Raw genomic sequence first — 16,045 nt, 5'->3', positions numbered from 1 at the left:
ATGGATGGACTGATCTTTGCCCTTTTGGGTGCCGCCGTCGTGTTGATGTTTGGCTGGACGCGATCGCGCTATGCCGATTTCCTCGCGCAAAGCCCGGATGACTATGCCGCCGGGCACGGTCCGCAATTCGATGTGCGAACGCATCTGAATGGTCCGATCATCTGCGAGGGCGTGATCTTTGGCCCGACGGGGCGCGTGTCGTCCCGCTTCGTGGGCGAATTCGACTGCAAATGGGAAGGCAACAGCGGCACCATGGACGAGGTGTTCACCTACGACGATGGATCGCAGCAGACGCGGGCCTGGCGGTTGACCATTGGCAACGATGGCAAGATCGTTGCACGCGCGGACGATGTGGTGGGCGACGGCACCGGGCAGCAAACCGGCAGTTCGGTCCAATTGAAGTACAAGTTCCGCCTGCCCGAGGCGTCGGGTGGGCATGTGCTGGACACCGTGGACTGGATGTACCTTGCGCCGAATGGAACCATCGTGAACCGGTCACAGTTCCGTAAGTACGGGATCAAGGTGGCAGAACTTGTGGCGACCATGCGCCCCGCCAATGAAGAGATGAAAGAAGCGGCATGACGGACACGACACTGAGCGGCAAGAGATATTGGTTGATTGGTGCAGGAGACGGGCTTGGCCGCGCTTTGGCCCATTGCATGAGCCGTTCGGGGGTTGAAGTGATCGTGTCGTCGCGAAGCGAGGACAAGCTGAAAGAGCTGGTCGCGGAATTGCCCGGCAAGGCATCGTACCAGACCATCGATATCGCCGATGACGCCAGCGTCCGAGCGGCGGCAGAGGCTGTGGGTGACATTGACGGGCTGGTGCTGCTGGCAGGAGTGTACTGGCCGTTTTCGGCCCGTGACTGGAACGCCGAACAGGCCACCACCATGGCGGATGTTAATTTTACCGGTTTCATGCGCGTGTTGGGTCAGGTCGTGCCGCACTTCGTGGAAAAGGATGCAGGCCACATCGTCATCACCTCATCGTTGACCGGGTTTCGCGGGTTGCCGCGATCCATTGGCTATACAGCGTCCAAGGCGGCGACGATGTCCTTGGCCGAATGCATGTATGCCGATCTGCGCACGACCGGCGTGCGTGTTCAGGTCGCCAATCCGGGCTTCATCAAGACGCAGTTGACCGACAAGAACGACTTCAAGATGCCGTTCATCATGGAGCCGGAGCAGGCCGCGCGCGAGATGTTTGAACTGATGCTGACCGACAGCTTCAAAAAGAGCTTTCCGACCTTCTTTTCACTTCTGTTCCGGGGGTCGCAATTCCTGCCGGACTGGCTTTACTACCGGATTTTCGCCTGACACAGCCCGGCATTTGATGCGGATCAAGGCATGACGTTTCTGCCTGCACGACAGTGCAGCAGGAGGGTTGAACATGGACCTTGAAATTGAGCGCGCCGTGGTGGCGCAGGTTGTACTGATGGGCCGCGAACTGGAACGGGCCGAGGGCGAATTGCGCGGATTGATTGATCGGCTCGGCACGGATGAACAGGCCGAACTGGTCGCAATCATGTGGATCGGCCGCGGCGCATTCGAAGTGACGGATTGGACCGAGGCCTTGGAAACGGCCGAAGCCGAAGCCTCGACCCCGTGCGCGGATTACCTGCTTGGCACGCCGCATTTCGCGGATCACATCGAGGAAGGCATGGAAGCCCTTGGTCAGCCGCTGGGTGACGCCGAGGATGCGTTGCTGCGCTAGGCCTGAACGTTGACGTGATCGACGACACCAAGATGTTGGGCCAGCCGTGCGATTTCGTCCATCCAGTTCGCCACAAGATGCAGGTCTGATGGGGCAGCGTGCACACCGGGCTTGATCGCGCCCACCCGTGCCGCTTGCACCGCCAGTGAAACGGGGACGGAGACCAGCCGTGCCATGGCGGTGCCGCGTGCATCGCCCCAAGCGTCCATGACATAGGTTTGGTGCCAAACGGTCCCTGTGGCGTTTTCCGCCTTCAGATCGACACACAGAACCACGCGGTCCGGTTCGCCTTTGTCATAGCTGTTGTCGGCAAGCATCGCGTCGGACATCTCTGCAAGGCGCGCGTCGGTCGGGTTGGTCTCGATCTCGGCAAACACGTCCTTCCAGGCCTCGGCCCAGCCGTTCAGGCGCAGGGTTCCACGGACAAATTCGTGGACCTCCCATTTCGGGTCAAACCCGTATTCGGCCATGAAGGGCAGGCTGTCGCGGTTCGGGTAAACCTCGAACGTCTCGGGTTGGGGCAGCGGAGCCAGGTAAGAGGTGATCGCGTCCCACGGTTTAGTCACGGTCAGTTCCGAGCCCGCACGGATCGACGTTGAGGGTGACCTGAGCGCCTTGAGCACGCCCACCGGTGCCCAGCTGAACTTGTACCGGAACGGGTTGGCGTGTTTCGGTATGCCGCCGCAATAGGACGTAAAGCTGATGCGGTTGGCGTCGTCATAGGCGTTCGAGTTTCTGTAAGCCGCAACGAGATGATGCGCCATGAGGTGGTCGATGCCGGGATCGAGCCCCACTTCGTTGATCACGGCCACGCCGGCCTCTTTGGCCTTTTGGTCCAGGGCGCGCATCTCTGGTGCGATATAGCTGGAAGAGACGAAATGCGCCTGTGCGTCGATAGCGGCCTGTGCCAACGGCACGTGCCAGTCCCCGGGCAGCATCGACACCACCGTATCGCCCGCCGTCAATGCAGATGTCAGCGCCTTGAGGTCAAAGGTGCGGATATCCGAGGTGTAGCTGCCGATGGCGGCCTGTGCCTTGTCCACCGTGCGGTTCCACACCACAACCGGATAGCCCAGTTCGATCAGTCGCTTGAGACCGGGAACGGCTGAGAGGCCGGTGCCGCACCAATGGATGGTCATTTCGGTGTCCTTTTTTGTCTGATGGACTGGGGCGCTGCCCCAGACCCCGTCGTATTTTCAGTCAGAAGAAGCGGGTATGGTTACGCGTCCACATCGTAGGGCAGGTCGTCCGGGTTGACGCCGATGTAATCGGGCGGTGGCGTTTCAGGCAAGCGGATGGCGAGGATCATCGTGTCCCCTGCCAGCAACGCTTGGACCACGCGGTGCATGCCGTCCATAAGGCGTCCGTCCGCATCAAGGATGATGGGGTGGCTGCGGTCGACCTGCCGGATCCGTTTCATGTGACCTGCAATGGCGCGCGGGGTGGGCGGGGTGCCATGGGCGAACCACCAGTTTTCATCCAGTTCTTCAATATCCGTCAGCGCGACTTGGTCCGGGTCAAGGTGAGAGGCGGCTGCCGCGATCTTGCGCATATCCCATGCCATCAACCCGTCCGGCCCGTGGCGAAAGTGGTATTGTGGCCGCATCAATTGGCGATGGCCTGGTCAAAGCTGTGTTTGGCGCGGCCCCAGACACCCGTTGTCAGGTCCGTGAGTGCAAGGAGGCTGGGCAGGAGTTGTTCGGCGTAGTCCTCGCTGCTTTCCACCGGCAGCATCGACGGCAGGTTGTCGATGGCGGTCACATCCAGCGGGGGCCTGTCATGGACACGCAACGCGGGGTCTGTCCATGTCGTTGTCCGGTCATAGACCTTGATCGGGGAAAAGTCGCTGTCCGGGTCGCAGGCGATGTCGCCGATGACGCTTAACTTGCGCGGTTGGTGCGGTGTCCCCGCGGGGACAAATACGGGTGTGCCAGGCCGCGCCAGGATACAGTTGAAGAAGATGTCGTGCCGCAGGATCTCTGGGAAAGGTCCGCCATGGGCGGTGTCCGCCATGTCCCAGCGGGTGGTTGGCACGCCCATGACGGTGCACAGGTCCGCAGCCCCGGTGCCGACCCGCCCAAGAGCGCCTATGATCAGCGCTGTGGGCCGGTGGCTGCCTGTCGCAACGAGGTCGGATTGCAATTCGGCCAGCAGGTGGTTGGAACTGGGGTAGGCTTGGACCGGTCCTGCGATGTGCCCCTGTTGCTGGGCGATCCAGCATTTGAGCGCAACGGCAGCACCCGCATAGCCTGCCCAGTACCCGAAGGCGGCCACCCGTCTGCCTGCCCCGTCCACCAGGTATTCGAGGTCATACAGCGTGCCACCACCCTGCTTGAAACGGTTCAGGAGGATTTGACCTGACGGCTGGCCCTTGTAGGCATGGCCGAACATGATGTGCTTGTGCCGCAGCGCCGTGCCATTGTCGGGCAGCTCCTTGAGCCCGAAGATGATGGCATCGTCCGGTGCCGTGGGCCATGCGTTTTCTGGGGCAATGGCGGCACCCGCCTGTGCATATCGGTCGGTCGGAATGCAGCGGGCCCGGCTGTCTTCGACCGTTACCTTAATCCCGGCGTTGATCAGCCTTGCCGCGCCTTCCGGGGTCAGACCCACACGGTCTTCGTTCTCGCGCTGTTCGGCTCGGACCCACAGATGTGTCATCGCAGCATGCCCTTGGCGCGGACGGTCTTGACGCTGGGCCGTGCCTCCATCGCGTCCATGAAGGTGCGGATCTTGGGGAAGGGGGCCAGGTCGACATCGTCACCAGGCAGCCAGGTGCAGACCATGAACAGATAGGCATCAGCCAGGGTAAAGCTGTCGCCCAGGATGTAGGGTCCGGTGAGGCACTCGTCTTCGACGAAGCGGGCCGAGGCGGCCATGGTTTCTGGCACTTTTGCCGTCATGTCCTGCCAGCTGGCCTCGTTATCCGCCCAGCGGTGGCCGCGCATCTTGTGGGCGTGGTTCACATGCATGGTGGACGCGAGGTAATACATGACGCTGCGCGCCTGCGCGGCCTGAACGGGATCGGACGGCATGAGCGCCGGGTCCTGCATGGCGATGTAGTCGAGAAGAGCGCCGGTTTCCGTAAGGATCGTGCCGTTCACGTCAAGCGCGGGAACGCGCCCCTTGGGATTGATCGCTGCATAGTCGGGCGACTGCTGGTCACCGGCCGCAAAGTTGAGGCGGTGGGCGTCATAGGTCAGCCCGGCCTCTTCCAATGCGATGGCGACAGCAATCGAGATCGTGCCGGTGGCGTAGTATAGTTTCATGGGTGTTCCTTAGACATGTGTCTGGGCGTGATGACGGTCCGGGTGTTCAAGATGCGGGACGGCGTTGAACATGACGGGCGACCAGGTACCGCCGATAGGGTGCAGGCGGTGCATGGACGTGTTCATGATCGCCAGCGCGACATTCGCCATGGCCTGCACTTCGAGCCCGAGATGCAGGCGCATCGTCATGGCGATCAATCCGCCTGAAGTCACCACAAGCGCGGGGCCCGTGCCCTGTCCGATCTCTGCCAACGCATCCCTGATCCGTGTTTCGAAGTCGCCGAAACGTTCGGGCGCGCCTTCAAGCCTGTCATCCTGCCAGTGCTTCAGCACCTTTGGGAAATGGTGCACGAATTCCGCAGGCTCGGACGGGGCGGCTATGCCGTGTTCGGCCTCAAGCGCCTGCGCCATGGTGAAGTATTCCAGCTCGTTCAGGCGCGCGTCTTCTGTTGCCTCCATCCCGGTGGCCATGCCTTCGGCGGTTTCGCGGTGGCGGCGCAGGGTGCCCGTATAAAGCCGGGTGTGGTGTTGATGTGTGGCCCGCATGTGATCGCCAAGCCATGCCGCCTGTTGGTGCCCAAGCGCAGACAATTGATCATAGCTCGCCTCGTCCTTGGCGTGGGTATTGGCTTGGCCGTGGCGGATCAGGGTAATGTGGGACATGGGGGCCTTTGACGGGTGTTTCTTTCGTTCTAGGCCACGGCGCTGTGGGTGGAAAGTGCGGGCGCCTGCCGCGGCGGTTTATTCGGTGAAATGAAGGATGGATCAGGCGCGTTTCAGGCGACCCACGAAGGCAGGGAGGAGGGCGGTCAGGAAAAGCAGTCGTGTGACATGGGCGGCAGCAACAAAGCCGGGGTTGGCACCCAGGACGACACCCATGGCGATCATCGTTTCCAGGCCCCCCGGCGCAAAGGCAATCAGCACGTGGGTCGGGTCGAAGCCGAGCGCATAGGCCACCGGGAGGGCTGCGGCCAGCGCCATCAGCACTGTGAGCGTCGTGACCGTGAGCCCGGCGACAAGCGAGCTTGCAAGGGCCTTGCGCGTGATCCCGTTGAACCGGGCCCCGATAAGCGTACCGACCGTCATCAGCCCAGCATAGCTGAGCCATGGATGCATGACCCCGGGTGTGATGTCGCTGGCGTGCCCGAACGCGGAGGCCAACATGCCGCCGATCAGCAGAGGTGCGGGAAGTCCGATCTTGTCCAGTGCATAGCCAAGCGCGAGGCCCGCGAACAAGAGGAGGCCCAGATCGGTCCATGCCATGGGATCGCCCGGTGGCAGGACCTGTCCTGTCAGTTCCAGTCCAAAGCCCAGGGCGATTGCCGGGACGCTCAGGGTCAGTGCAAGAAGGCGCACCGATTGGATAACGACGATGCGCGTTGTGTCGAGGTTCAGGCCCGTGGACAACCCCACCACAAAGCTCAGATGTCCAGGTGCCGCGGCAAGATAGGCGCTGCGCCTGTCCAGGCCAAACCCCCGGTGCAGGATTTGCCCGCAGAGCCAGAGCGTGGCCCAAAGCATGACGCCCAGAGCGGCAAATGCGAAGGGCCAGCGCAGCATCGCCTGGGTCGCGGATGCGTCGACTCCGCTGCCGATAGAGACACCGACCAGCAGGAAGATCAGGTTGCGCACGGTATCGTCGATACCGGTGCGCAGGCCCCCCAGCGCGGCGAGACTGACCAACAGCGCAGGCCCGGTAAGCACGGCGATGGGCGCGTTCATCGCTTCGGCAATGGCTGCGCCGATGCCCCCGATGATCAGGGTCTGGCAGGTGATACGCAGGTTGTGGGCTGAGGGGCGGGCAAGCATGGCGCATCGCTACCCCGAGTTGCCTTGGGGGAGCAATGGTTGCCCATCGGAAACCTGGGTGGCGCAAAACCGGGGCGTCGTGTCGGGATTGGGAGTCCTTTGCGCGCTGCGGGCACGCTAGAACAGGCGCACTATCAGGGAGACGTGCGCGATGACGGACACGGTGACATTCACGTTGGATGGCCAAGAAGTGCAGGCCGAGGCAGGCATGACCATCTGGGAGGTGGCCAACGGCCGTGGCCTGGTGATCCCGCATCTGTGCCACAAGCCAGCGCCGGGATACCGCCCCGATGGGAACTGCCGCGCGTGTATGGTCGAGATCGAGGGCGAGCGGGTGCTGGCCGCGTCCTGTATTCGCGAACCCTCGGACGGGATGGTTGTCACGACCAATTCGGCGCGCGCCGAAAATGCGCGCAAGATGGTGGTCGAGATGCTGGTGGCCGACCAGCCGGAGCGGGATGTGGCGCATGACAAGTCTGCGCATCTTTGGGATATGGCAGACCTGAACGGCGTGACCGAAAGCCGGTTTCCGAAACTTGAAGAGGGGCGCATTCCGCTTTTGGACGACAGCCATGTGGCGATGTCCGTGAACCTGGATGCCTGCATTCAATGCGGCCTGTGTGTGCGGGCCTGCCGCGAGGTTCAGGTCAATGACGTCATCGGCATGTCGGGGCGGGGGCATGATGCCTACCCGACCTTTGATATGGCGGACCCGATGGGCGACAGCACCTGCGTGGCCTGTGGTGAATGCGTGCAAGCCTGCCCGACCGGCGCTCTGATGCCATCGACCGTCGTGGATGATCAGCAGGTGGGCGACAGTGCCGATTTCGATAATGAGGTCGAGAGTATCTGCCCGTTCTGCGGCGTGGGCTGCCAGATTTCGCTGAAAGTGAAGGATGGTCGCGTGAAATATGTCGAGGGCATCAATGGTCCTGCGAACGAGGGGCGGCTGTGTGTGAAGGGGCGGTTTGGTTTTGACTACATCCACCACGATCACCGCCTGACCAAGCCGCTGATCCGGCGCGAGGACGCGCCTGCCAAGGGATTGAACGTGGATCCCGGCGACTGGTCGACGCACTTTCGCGAGGCGTCCTGGGATGAGGCGCTGGATTTTGCCGCGCGTGGCATGAAGGGGCGCGGGCGCGAGGTGGCGGGCTTTGGGTCTGCCAAGTGCACCAACGAAGAGGCGTACCTGTTTCAGAAGTTGATCCGGCAGGGGTTTGGTCACAACAACGTCGATCACTGCACGCGGTTGTGCCACGCGAGTTCCGTGGCGGCGCTGATGGAGAACGTGGGGTCGGGCGCGGTGACCGCGACGTTCAACGAGATCGAGAATGCGGATGTGGCGATTGCGATTGGCTGCAACCCGATCGAGAACCACCCGGTGGCGGCGACCTATTTCAAGCAGTTTACCAAGCGCGGTGGCAAGCTGATTGTCATGGACCCGCGGGGCCAGGCGCTGAAGCGTTTTGCCAGCCATATGCTGCAGTTCCGGCCCGGCGCCGATGTGTCGATGCTGAACGCGATTTGCCATGTGATCGTGGAGGAAGGTCTGTACGACCAGCAGTATATCGACGCCTATACCGAGAATTGGGAGGCGGAGAAGGTGCATCTGGAAGGGTTTGCACCTGAGAAGATGGCCGAGATTTGCGGGATCGAGGCGGAGGTGCTGCGCGATGTGGCGCGGACCTTTGCCGGCGCCAAGTCGGCGATGATTTTCTGGGGCATGGGTGTCAGCCAGCACATTCATGGCACCGACAATTCGCGCTGCCTGATATCGCTGGCGCTGATGTGCGGCCAGGTGGGGCGGCCCGGCGCCGGACTGCATCCGCTGCGCGGGCAGAACAATGTGCAGGGCGCCTCAGATGCCGGGCTGATCCCGATGTTCCTGCCGGATTACCAGACGGTGACGGACGATGGTGTGCGGTCGGCCTTTACGGATGTTTGGGGATCGGGGGACTTTTCCAGCGAAAAGGGTTTGACCGTGACCGAGATCATGGATGCGGTCCACGCGGGCGAGATCAAGGCAATGTATATTCTGGGGGAAAACCCGGCCATGTCGGACCCGGACGTGGAACATGCGCGCGATGCGCTGGCCAAGCTCGATCACCTGGTGGTGCAGGATATTTTCATCACCGAAACGGCGAATTATGCCGATGTGATCCTGCCCGCATCGGCCTTTGCCGAAAAGACGGGGACCGTGACCAACACGAACCGTCAGGTGCAGATGGGCCGGCCCGCGGTGCCCCCGCCCGGTGAGGCCAGGGAAGATTGGTGGATCGAGGTGGAACTGGCGAAACGGCTTGGTCTGGGGTGGTCCTATGAAAGCCCGGCGGATGTGTTTGCCGAAATGAAGTTGAACATGAAGTCGCTGAACAACATCACCTGGGAGCGTCTGGAGGGGCAGAATGCCGTCACCTATCCGTCGTTGTCGCCGGAGGATCCGGGACAGGCGATTGTCTTTGGAGACGGATTCCCGCGGCCGGACGGGCGCGCCCGGTTTACCCCCGCAGCTGTCATCGCGCCCGATGATGTACCCGATGCCGAATATCCGATGATCCTGACCACGGGACGGCAGCTTGAACACTGGCATACGGGGTCGATGACCCGCCGCGCGTCGGTTCTGGACGCGGTGGAGCCTGAGGCGAATTGTTCGCTGCATCCGTCCACCCTGCGCACATTGGGGATTTCGGCAGGCGGAATGGTCCGGCTGACAACCAAGCGAGGGTCCATCGAGATCATGGCGCGGGAAGATCGCGCTGTTTCCCCGGACATGGTGTTCCTGCCCTTTGCCTATGTCGAGGCGGCGGCAAACATCCTGACCAACCCGGCGGTTGATCCTTATGGCAAGATCCCGGAATTCAAGTTTTCGGCCGTGCGTGTCGAGGCTGTTGCCGGTGCGGTGGCGGCGGAGTGATCCGAATGTGCGCCTGACGGCGCGCGCGATTCATTTTTGTTGATGAGGGGCTGTCTGCCCCTCAAACTCCCCGAAAGTATTTTCAGCCAGAAGAAGGGGTGGGGCATGGCGCTGCAACCGGGGCGGTTCTTGGCCGATTTGCACGCGTTGCGCGCTTTTGGCGCGGCAGGCGAGGGCAAGGGTGTTGTGCGCCCTGCCTATTCCGAGGCTGACATGGCGGCGCGGGACTGGTTGGCGGGCCGCATGGTGGAGGCCGGATTGCAGCCTCATTTTGACGCGATGGGCAACCTTTTCGGCTTGGCCGACGGACCTTCGCTGTTGTTGGGGTCACATTCGGACAGCCAACCGCAAGGTGGGTGGCTGGATGGCGCGCTGGGCGTGATTGCCGCGCTGGAGGTGGCCCGCGCCAGTATCGAGTCCGGTGGACCGGCGATTTCCGTGGTGTCCTTTCAGGACGAGGAGGGCCGGTATGGCGTGACCACCGGGTCCAACGTGTGGACCGGTGGGCTGTCGCAGGTCGAGGCGGATGCGCTGGTGGATCACGAGGGTGTCACGCTGGGTGCGGCCCGCCGGATTGTGGGGGACCGTGCGGGCGGGCCGGTTGATCCCGCGCGATTCACCGGATTTATCGAATTGCACATTGAACAGGGTGCGACGCTGGATACGGCGGATGAGCAGATTGGCGTTGTTACGGATATTGTGGGCATTCGGGATCGTACCATCACCTTGACCGGGCAACAAAACCACGCCGGCACCACCGCCATGGCACTGCGCCGGGATGCGTTTCAGGGGCTTGTGGCCTTTTCCTGCCGTCTGAATGATCGGCTGCGCAATGTGGTGACCCCGCAGTCCGTTTGGACCATCGGCCATGTCGCGGTGGCCCCCAACGCGTCTTCGATTGTGCCGGGCCAGGTGCGGTTTTCGATGCAGTGGCGCGATGCGGAAATGGACCGGCTGGCACGCATGGAGACGGTCATCGAAGAGACGTTGGCCGCCGTCACCGCAGAGATGGCGTTGGGGGTTCAGTCGGGGCCGTTGCTGGGGTTGGACCCTGTGGCGATGGATGCCGGGTTGCGCGCGCGTCTGGAGGCCGGGGCCGAGGTCGTCGCGCCGGGGATGTGGCGGCGCATGCCATCAGGTGCCCTGCATGACGCCACCAATGTGGCGCGGTGCATGCCGGTGGCGATGCTGTTTGTGCCCTCCATCGGGGGCATCAGCCATGCGTTCGAGGAAGACACCGACGAGGATGATCTGGTTGCCGGGCTGCGTGTGCTTGCCCATGCGGCCGGGCTTTAGCCTGCGCGCGCATAGCCGCGGCTGAGTGCGCGCCGCCGGTAACGGTCTGCGGCAGTAGATGCCGCGCGCAGGTCGCTGTGGCACGTAATTTGGCGGCAGGGTTGACCGCCCCTGATGCCCCATTCGATCACGACGGACGCTTCGGCAAACAGGTTCAGCGTGATTTCGACCCGGTAGAACCGGGCATCGTCGCTGCGGTAGAGAAGCGCTTCAACCATGGTGTAATTCTTGCATAGGTTGAAGTGTCATGTCCACTGCACATCGCCCAGAAAGATGTAGCCCGCGCCGTAGATCGTCTTGATCAGGCGGGGGTTCTTGGGGTCTTCGCGCAGCTTGGTACGCAGTCGGCTGATGCGCACGTCCATGGCCCGGTCAAAGCTGTCGCCTGCGCCGCCGCCCAGCATTTCCTGCATTTGGGCCCGGCTGATCAGTCGTTTGGGCGCGTCGAGGAAGAGACGCAGCACTTCGCCTTCTGCGTGGGAGAAGGGGGTTTCCGAGCCTTGGTCGTCGGTCAATGTGTAGCTGTCGAACGAAGCGGTCCAGCCGTTGAAATGGGCGATCTGACCGGTTTGCGCCGTAGACTTGGGTGTGCGCAGGCGGACGCGAATGCGCGCCACCACCTCGGCCGGGTCGAAGGGTTTGATGATGTAGTCGTCGGCCCCGAGTTCGAGGCCCGTGACCCGGTCCTGGACCTGGGCACGTCCCGAGATGATGATGACGGCAGCGCCTTGTTCCAACGCCAGCTTGTGCACAAGCGTCAGGCCATCGGTGTCGGGCAGACCGAGATCCACGAGGCAGACGTCGGGTTTGTGGGTTTTCAGCGCCGCTTCGAACGCAGAGGCACGCGAGAAGGAGAGGGTGCGGAACCCCGCCTCTTCCAGCGCGTCGGCCAGAATCCTGCGGATCGCCGGTTCGTCATCAAGGATGGTGACAAGGGCTCCGGTCATGCGGCGTCTGCCTGCAGGAGGGCCGCGAGGTCGGACGCTTCGAATGGTTTGCGCAGGACCGGCGCGGCGCGGGTGGCCATCTGGAAGGTTGGGTCATTGGGCAAGAGGGAGGTCATCAGGATCACGGGCAGGGTGCCGTTCAACTGCGTGGCCAGGTCGATGCCGGTGCGTGTGCCGGAGCCGAGGTTGATGTCCGACAGGACAAGGCCGATGTCGGGAAGGTCAGCAGTCAGCGCGACCGCTTCGTCCACACCTGCCGCCTCGATGACGGCGTGTCCCATGCTCATCAAGAGGTCGCGGTAGTGTTGGCGCAAGTCGGGGTCATCCTCGACCAGCAGGACAAGCGCGCCGGCCAGTTGCGGGGCGGGGCGCAGCGGTAGGCGCAGGCGGACCTGTGCGCCCACATCTCCGTTGCCCAACTTCAGGTCGCCGCCCGCGCGCTTGGTCATGTCATAGACCATCGGCAGGCCCATACCCGACCCTTCGGACCCTTTGGTGGTAAAGAAGGGATCAAAGCCGTGTTCGAGCGCCTCGTTCGAAAAGCCGGGGCCGCTGTCGGTGACGGTAAACTCGAGCCAGGTGTCGTGGACGGGACGGGCCGTGAGTGTGATCTGGCCGGCCGTCCCACAGGCGTCGCGGGCGTTCAGGACAAGGTTCAACAGGCTGTCCTTGACCAGGCCGGGATCAAGCATGTGGGGGCCTGTCACCGTGGTGAATGTGCTGAGGGTCAGGCCCGGCGGCAGGGTGGATTGAGCCATGGTCGTGACGTCGCCCAGCAAGGTTTCGATGTCCGTGGCCGCAGGGCGCATGGCGCGACCTGCGGTCATGTCGGCGATCGCGTTCAACAGCTCTCCGCCCCGCCGGGCGGCGGACAGGGTGCCGTCGATCAGGTCGGTCGCGCCCTGGGGCAGATCGTCCATACGCGAAAGTTTGGATTGCAGGCCAAGAATGATTGTCAGCAAGTTGGAAAAGTCGTGTGCCATGCCGGACGTCATCTGCGCCGCCAGCGTGCGCCGACGGTTTTGCTGCAGGGCGACGCGGGCCTGGGTTTCCTCGGTGATATCCATGGACAGGATGTAGACGCCGCCAGACGCTTCGGGCGTGAACGACACACGTATGCGTCTGGCGCTGGCCTCGTCGGTGAATTCGAAAACCGATGCCTCACCCTGATACGCCCGTGCAAGGTTGGACGCGATACGGCCATAGGCAAAGGCACCCAAGGCGTCAGAGATATGTTCGCCCACAATCTCTGACGGGCGGTTCGGAATCACCGTGCTGAGCCGTCTGTTGGAATATGTGTAGTGGCCCGATGCATCCACGTGGGCGATATGGGCGGGCATCATCTCGGTCGTAAGACGGGTGCGTGCCTCTGTTTCGGTCAGTTGACGCTTGGCCTCTTCGAGGGCGGATACGGTTGCGGCAAGCTGGCGGTTTGTCGAACTCAACGCTTCGGTATGTTGCAGAACCTGATCGCTCAGTTCCGTGGCGCGGGCGCGCAGCAGCGCCTCTTGCGCCTTGGTGTGCGAGATGTCCGTGTAAACGGTGACCCAGCCTCCCTGCGGGAGGGGCGAACCTTCGACGCTGATGGTGCGGCCATTGGCGCGGGTGCGTTCCATGTAATGCGGTTCAAACGCAAGCGCCTGGTCGACACGTTCCTGCACGAATGTGTCGAGATCGTCGATCGGACCGTATTCGCCCCGCCGTGCCAGATGGGTGATCGTTTCGCGAAAGGTCGATCCGGGCGTGACCAGCGCGTCGGGCAGGTCGAACATCTGCTGAAAGGGGGCGTTGCACACGGCAAGACGCAGATCGCGGTCATAGATCGTCAGTGCCTGCGCGATCAGATTCAGGCCCGAAGCCGTCAGGGATGCCGTGTGATCCTGTGCCATCCTTCATGGCTAGCATTGGATTTGGCGTGCGCACAACGGGGGCGGGGGCGCTGTTACAATTCGTAAGGATTGGGAAAACATCAGGAAAAAGTTGACGCGCAGCGTGCGAACAACATCCTTAGGCACAGTAAGAATCGTCTAAGCGATCATGCGTGACCTCGGGATACGGGGCGCGTTCGGGAGGAAAATTCGTGACGAAGTCGCCTGAAGGCGCGCACGGGCTTGTGTCCGTTCCGGCGCTGTTACACCGAAATGCCAGGGAATTTGGATCGGCCCCGGCCTATCGCGAAAAGGAATTCGGGATCTGGCAAAGCTGGACCTGGACGGAAACGCTGGAAGAGGTCGAGGCGCTGGCGCTTGGCCTGATAGATCTGGGCGTCAAACCCGGTGACCATATCGCGGTGATCGGGCGCAATCGCCCGTACCTGTATTGGTCGATGATGTCCGCGCAAATGGCAGGTGCAATCCCGGTGCCGCTTTATCAGGACGCGGCAGCCGAAGAGATGGCCTATACACTTGATCATTCCGGTGCGCGCTTTGTCATCGCGGGGGATCAGGAACAGGTCGACAAGGTGATCGAAGTGCAGGGGCAACTGCCTGACTTCGAGCAGATGATCTATCTCGATCCGCGCGGATTGCGAAAATACGATCATTCGAAACTGCATCAGTACAGTCACGTTCAGGATGCAGGCCGGGCCAAGCGCGACGAACTGGCGCCCGAGATGGCAAAACGCATTGCAGCGCTGGATTACGACAGCACATGCGTGATGCTTTACACATCGGGGACGACGGGCAAACCCAAGGGCGTGGTGCTGTCGAACCGCAATGTGATCGAGACGTCGAAATCGTCTTCGGAATTTGACGGGTTGCGGCAGTCAGATGACATTCTGGCCTATCTGCCCATGGCGTGGGTGGGCGATTTCATCTTTTCGGTTGGTCAGGCGCTGTGGTCGGGCTTTTGCACCAACTGCCCCGAAAGTGCCGACACAATGCATGTCGATCTACGCGAGATCGGGCCGACCTATTATTTTGCCCCGCCGCGTGTGTTCGAGATGCAGCTTACAAACGTGATGATCCGGATGGAGGACGCGGGGGTCTTCAAGCAGAAGATGTTCCGCTATTTCATGGATCATGCGCGCAAGGTTGGTCCGGCGATCCTGGATGGCAAATCCGTCGGCCTTGGGGACCGGTTGAAATATGCCCTGGGCGAGTTGATGGTCTATGGCCCGCTGAAGAACACGCTTGGCTTCAGCCGCGTGCGCGTGGGGTATACGGCGGGTGAGGCGATTGGACCGGAAATCTTTGATTTCTATCGGTCATTGGGCATAAATCTGAAACAGCTTTACGGCCAGACCGAAGCCACGGTGTTCATCACCGCGCAGCCCGATGGCGAGGTGCGCAGCGACACCGTGGGCGTGAAATGCCCCGGGGTCGAGTTGAAGATCGAGCCCAATGGCGAGGTGTTCTATCGTTCGCCCGGTGTGTTCGTGGAATATTACAAGAACCCCGAAAGCACCGCCGGGACCAAGGATGCCGACGGTTGGGTCGCCACCGGGGATGCCGGGTTCATCGAGGAAGACACCGGGCATCTGCGGATCATCGACCGGGCCAAGGATGTGGGGCAGATGGCGTCGGGGGCGCTGTTTGCGCCCAAATATGTTGAGAACAAGCTAAAGTTTTTCCCCAACATCCTGGAGGCCGTGGTCTTTGGCAACGGGCGTGAGGAATGCACGGCGTTCATCAACATCGACCTGACAGCGGTCGGCAACTGGGCCGAGCGGAACAATATCGGGTACGGGTCGTACCAGGAACTGGCGCAGCATCCGCAGGTGTTGTCGACGATCACCGAGCATGTGGAAGAGGTGAACAGGTCAGTGTCCGAGGACGAGATGCTGTCGGGCTGCCAGGTGCACCGCTTTGTCGTCCTGCACAAGGAACTGGATGCCGATGATGGCGAATTGACCCGGACGCGGAAGGTGCGCCGCCGCATCATCGAGGAGAAATATGCAGACATCATCGCGGCGCTGTATGATGGATCTTCCGAGGTCTCGACCAAGACCGAGGTGACCTATGAGGATGGGCGCAAGGGGTCGATTTCGGCGACGCTGGACATTCGGTCCGCGGTCACGTCCGCGGTTGCGCAAAAGCTGGCGGCAGAATGATGATGCGTGACGCTCGCCCTTCGGGCATCGCCCCACCCACCATCCC

15 protein-coding genes are annotated in these 16,045 nt (G+C 62.1%); 6 read left to right on the top strand and 9 right to left on the bottom strand.

The window, feature by feature from the left end:
- From Q0844_RS10540 to Q0844_RS10530, 3 genes are all read left to right on the top strand, one after another.
- Nucleotides 1–582 (top strand): DUF3833 family protein, encoded by a 582-nt coding sequence (locus Q0844_RS10540; RefSeq protein WP_299044555.1) that lies wholly within the window; start codon nt 1–3, stop codon nt 580–582.
- Nucleotides 579–1,316 carry an SDR family NAD(P)-dependent oxidoreductase gene (locus Q0844_RS10535; RefSeq protein WP_299044553.1) on the top strand — a complete coding sequence of 246 codons (738 nt, stop codon included), beginning with the start codon at nt 579–581 and terminating at the stop codon, nt 1,314–1,316. The genes Q0844_RS10540 and Q0844_RS10535 overlap by 4 nt, the downstream gene beginning before the upstream one ends.
- A gap of 73 nt (nt 1,317–1,389) precedes the next feature.
- The gene (locus Q0844_RS10530) at nt 1,390–1,713 is read left to right on the top strand and encodes a DUF3775 domain-containing protein (RefSeq protein WP_299044551.1); all 324 of its coding nucleotides are present in this window, start codon (nt 1,390–1,392) and stop codon (nt 1,711–1,713) included.
- On the opposite strand, the gene Q0844_RS10525 is transcribed toward Q0844_RS10530, so the two are convergent.
- The 6 genes from Q0844_RS10525 to Q0844_RS10500 form a co-directional block, all read right to left on the bottom strand.
- Complete coding sequence (locus Q0844_RS10525) at nt 1,710–2,852, bottom strand: saccharopine dehydrogenase C-terminal domain-containing protein (RefSeq protein ID WP_299044549.1); 1,143 nt, start codon at nt 2,850–2,852, stop codon at nt 1,710–1,712. The genes Q0844_RS10530 and Q0844_RS10525 overlap by 4 nt on opposite strands.
- Nucleotides 2,853–2,932: 80 nt before the next feature.
- Nucleotides 2,933–3,277: a hypothetical protein gene (locus Q0844_RS10520; protein WP_299044548.1), complete on the bottom strand. Its 345-nt coding sequence runs from the start codon at nt 3,275–3,277 to the stop codon at nt 2,933–2,935.
- Between the two features lie 41 nt (nt 3,278–3,318).
- On the bottom strand, nt 3,319–4,371 hold the full coding sequence (locus Q0844_RS10515) for a saccharopine dehydrogenase (protein ID WP_299044547.1): 1,053 nt from the start codon (nt 4,369–4,371) through the stop codon (nt 3,319–3,321).
- A complete protein-coding gene (locus Q0844_RS10510; RefSeq protein ID WP_299044545.1) occupies nt 4,368–4,979 on the bottom strand; it encodes a glutathione S-transferase family protein in 612 nt (203 codons plus the stop codon). Before Q0844_RS10510 ends, Q0844_RS10515 begins: the two co-directional genes overlap by 4 nt.
- A gap of 9 nt (nt 4,980–4,988) precedes the next feature.
- Nucleotides 4,989–5,642 (bottom strand): histidine phosphatase family protein, encoded by a 654-nt coding sequence (locus tag Q0844_RS10505; protein WP_299044543.1) that lies wholly within the window; start codon nt 5,640–5,642, stop codon nt 4,989–4,991.
- Between the two features lie 102 nt (nt 5,643–5,744).
- Nucleotides 5,745–6,788, bottom strand: a complete 1,044-nt coding sequence (locus tag Q0844_RS10500) for an AbrB family transcriptional regulator (RefSeq protein ID WP_299044542.1) — start codon at nt 6,786–6,788, stop codon at nt 5,745–5,747.
- A 151-nt stretch (nt 6,789–6,939) separates the two neighbouring features.
- Between Q0844_RS10500 and fdhF the strand changes: the two genes are divergently transcribed.
- Nucleotides 6,940–9,705 (top strand): formate dehydrogenase subunit alpha, encoded by a 2,766-nt coding sequence (gene fdhF, locus Q0844_RS10495; RefSeq protein WP_299044539.1) that lies wholly within the window; start codon nt 6,940–6,942, stop codon nt 9,703–9,705.
- A 105-nt stretch (nt 9,706–9,810) separates the two neighbouring features.
- Nucleotides 9,811–11,001 (top strand): hydantoinase/carbamoylase family amidase, encoded by a 1,191-nt coding sequence (locus Q0844_RS10490; protein ID WP_299044537.1) that lies wholly within the window; start codon nt 9,811–9,813, stop codon nt 10,999–11,001.
- On the opposite strand, the gene Q0844_RS10485 is transcribed toward Q0844_RS10490, so the two are convergent.
- From Q0844_RS10485 to Q0844_RS10475, 3 genes are read right to left on the bottom strand one after another with little or no spacing between them, the layout of a single operon-like run.
- Nucleotides 10,998–11,219 (bottom strand): WGR domain-containing protein, encoded by a 222-nt coding sequence (locus Q0844_RS10485; protein WP_299044536.1) that lies wholly within the window; start codon nt 11,217–11,219, stop codon nt 10,998–11,000. The two genes, Q0844_RS10490 and Q0844_RS10485, sit on opposite strands and share 4 nt — an antisense overlap.
- 27 nt (nt 11,220–11,246) lie before the next feature.
- Entirely contained in the window at nt 11,247–11,948 is a 702-nt protein-coding gene (locus Q0844_RS10480) for a response regulator transcription factor (protein WP_299044535.1), read from the bottom strand.
- Nucleotides 11,945–13,837, bottom strand: coding sequence for a PAS-domain containing protein (locus Q0844_RS10475; protein WP_299044533.1), 1,893 nt, complete (start codon nt 13,835–13,837; stop codon nt 11,945–11,947). Before Q0844_RS10475 ends, Q0844_RS10480 begins: the two co-directional genes overlap by 4 nt.
- Before the next feature lie 191 nt (nt 13,838–14,028).
- Here Q0844_RS10475 and Q0844_RS10470 point away from each other — a divergent pair, with 191 nt between their 5' ends.
- Nucleotides 14,029–15,999 (top strand): AMP-binding protein, encoded by a 1,971-nt coding sequence (locus Q0844_RS10470; protein ID WP_299044532.1) that lies wholly within the window; start codon nt 14,029–14,031, stop codon nt 15,997–15,999.
- Nucleotides 16,000–16,045: the final 46 nt, after the last annotated feature.

The organism is uncultured Tateyamaria sp. (assembly GCF_947503465.1).
Lineage (GTDB): Bacteria > Pseudomonadota > Alphaproteobacteria > Rhodobacterales > Rhodobacteraceae > Tateyamaria.
Note: the sequence above shows the minus strand (reverse complement) of the source record. Positions and strands in the feature narration are given on the sequence as shown.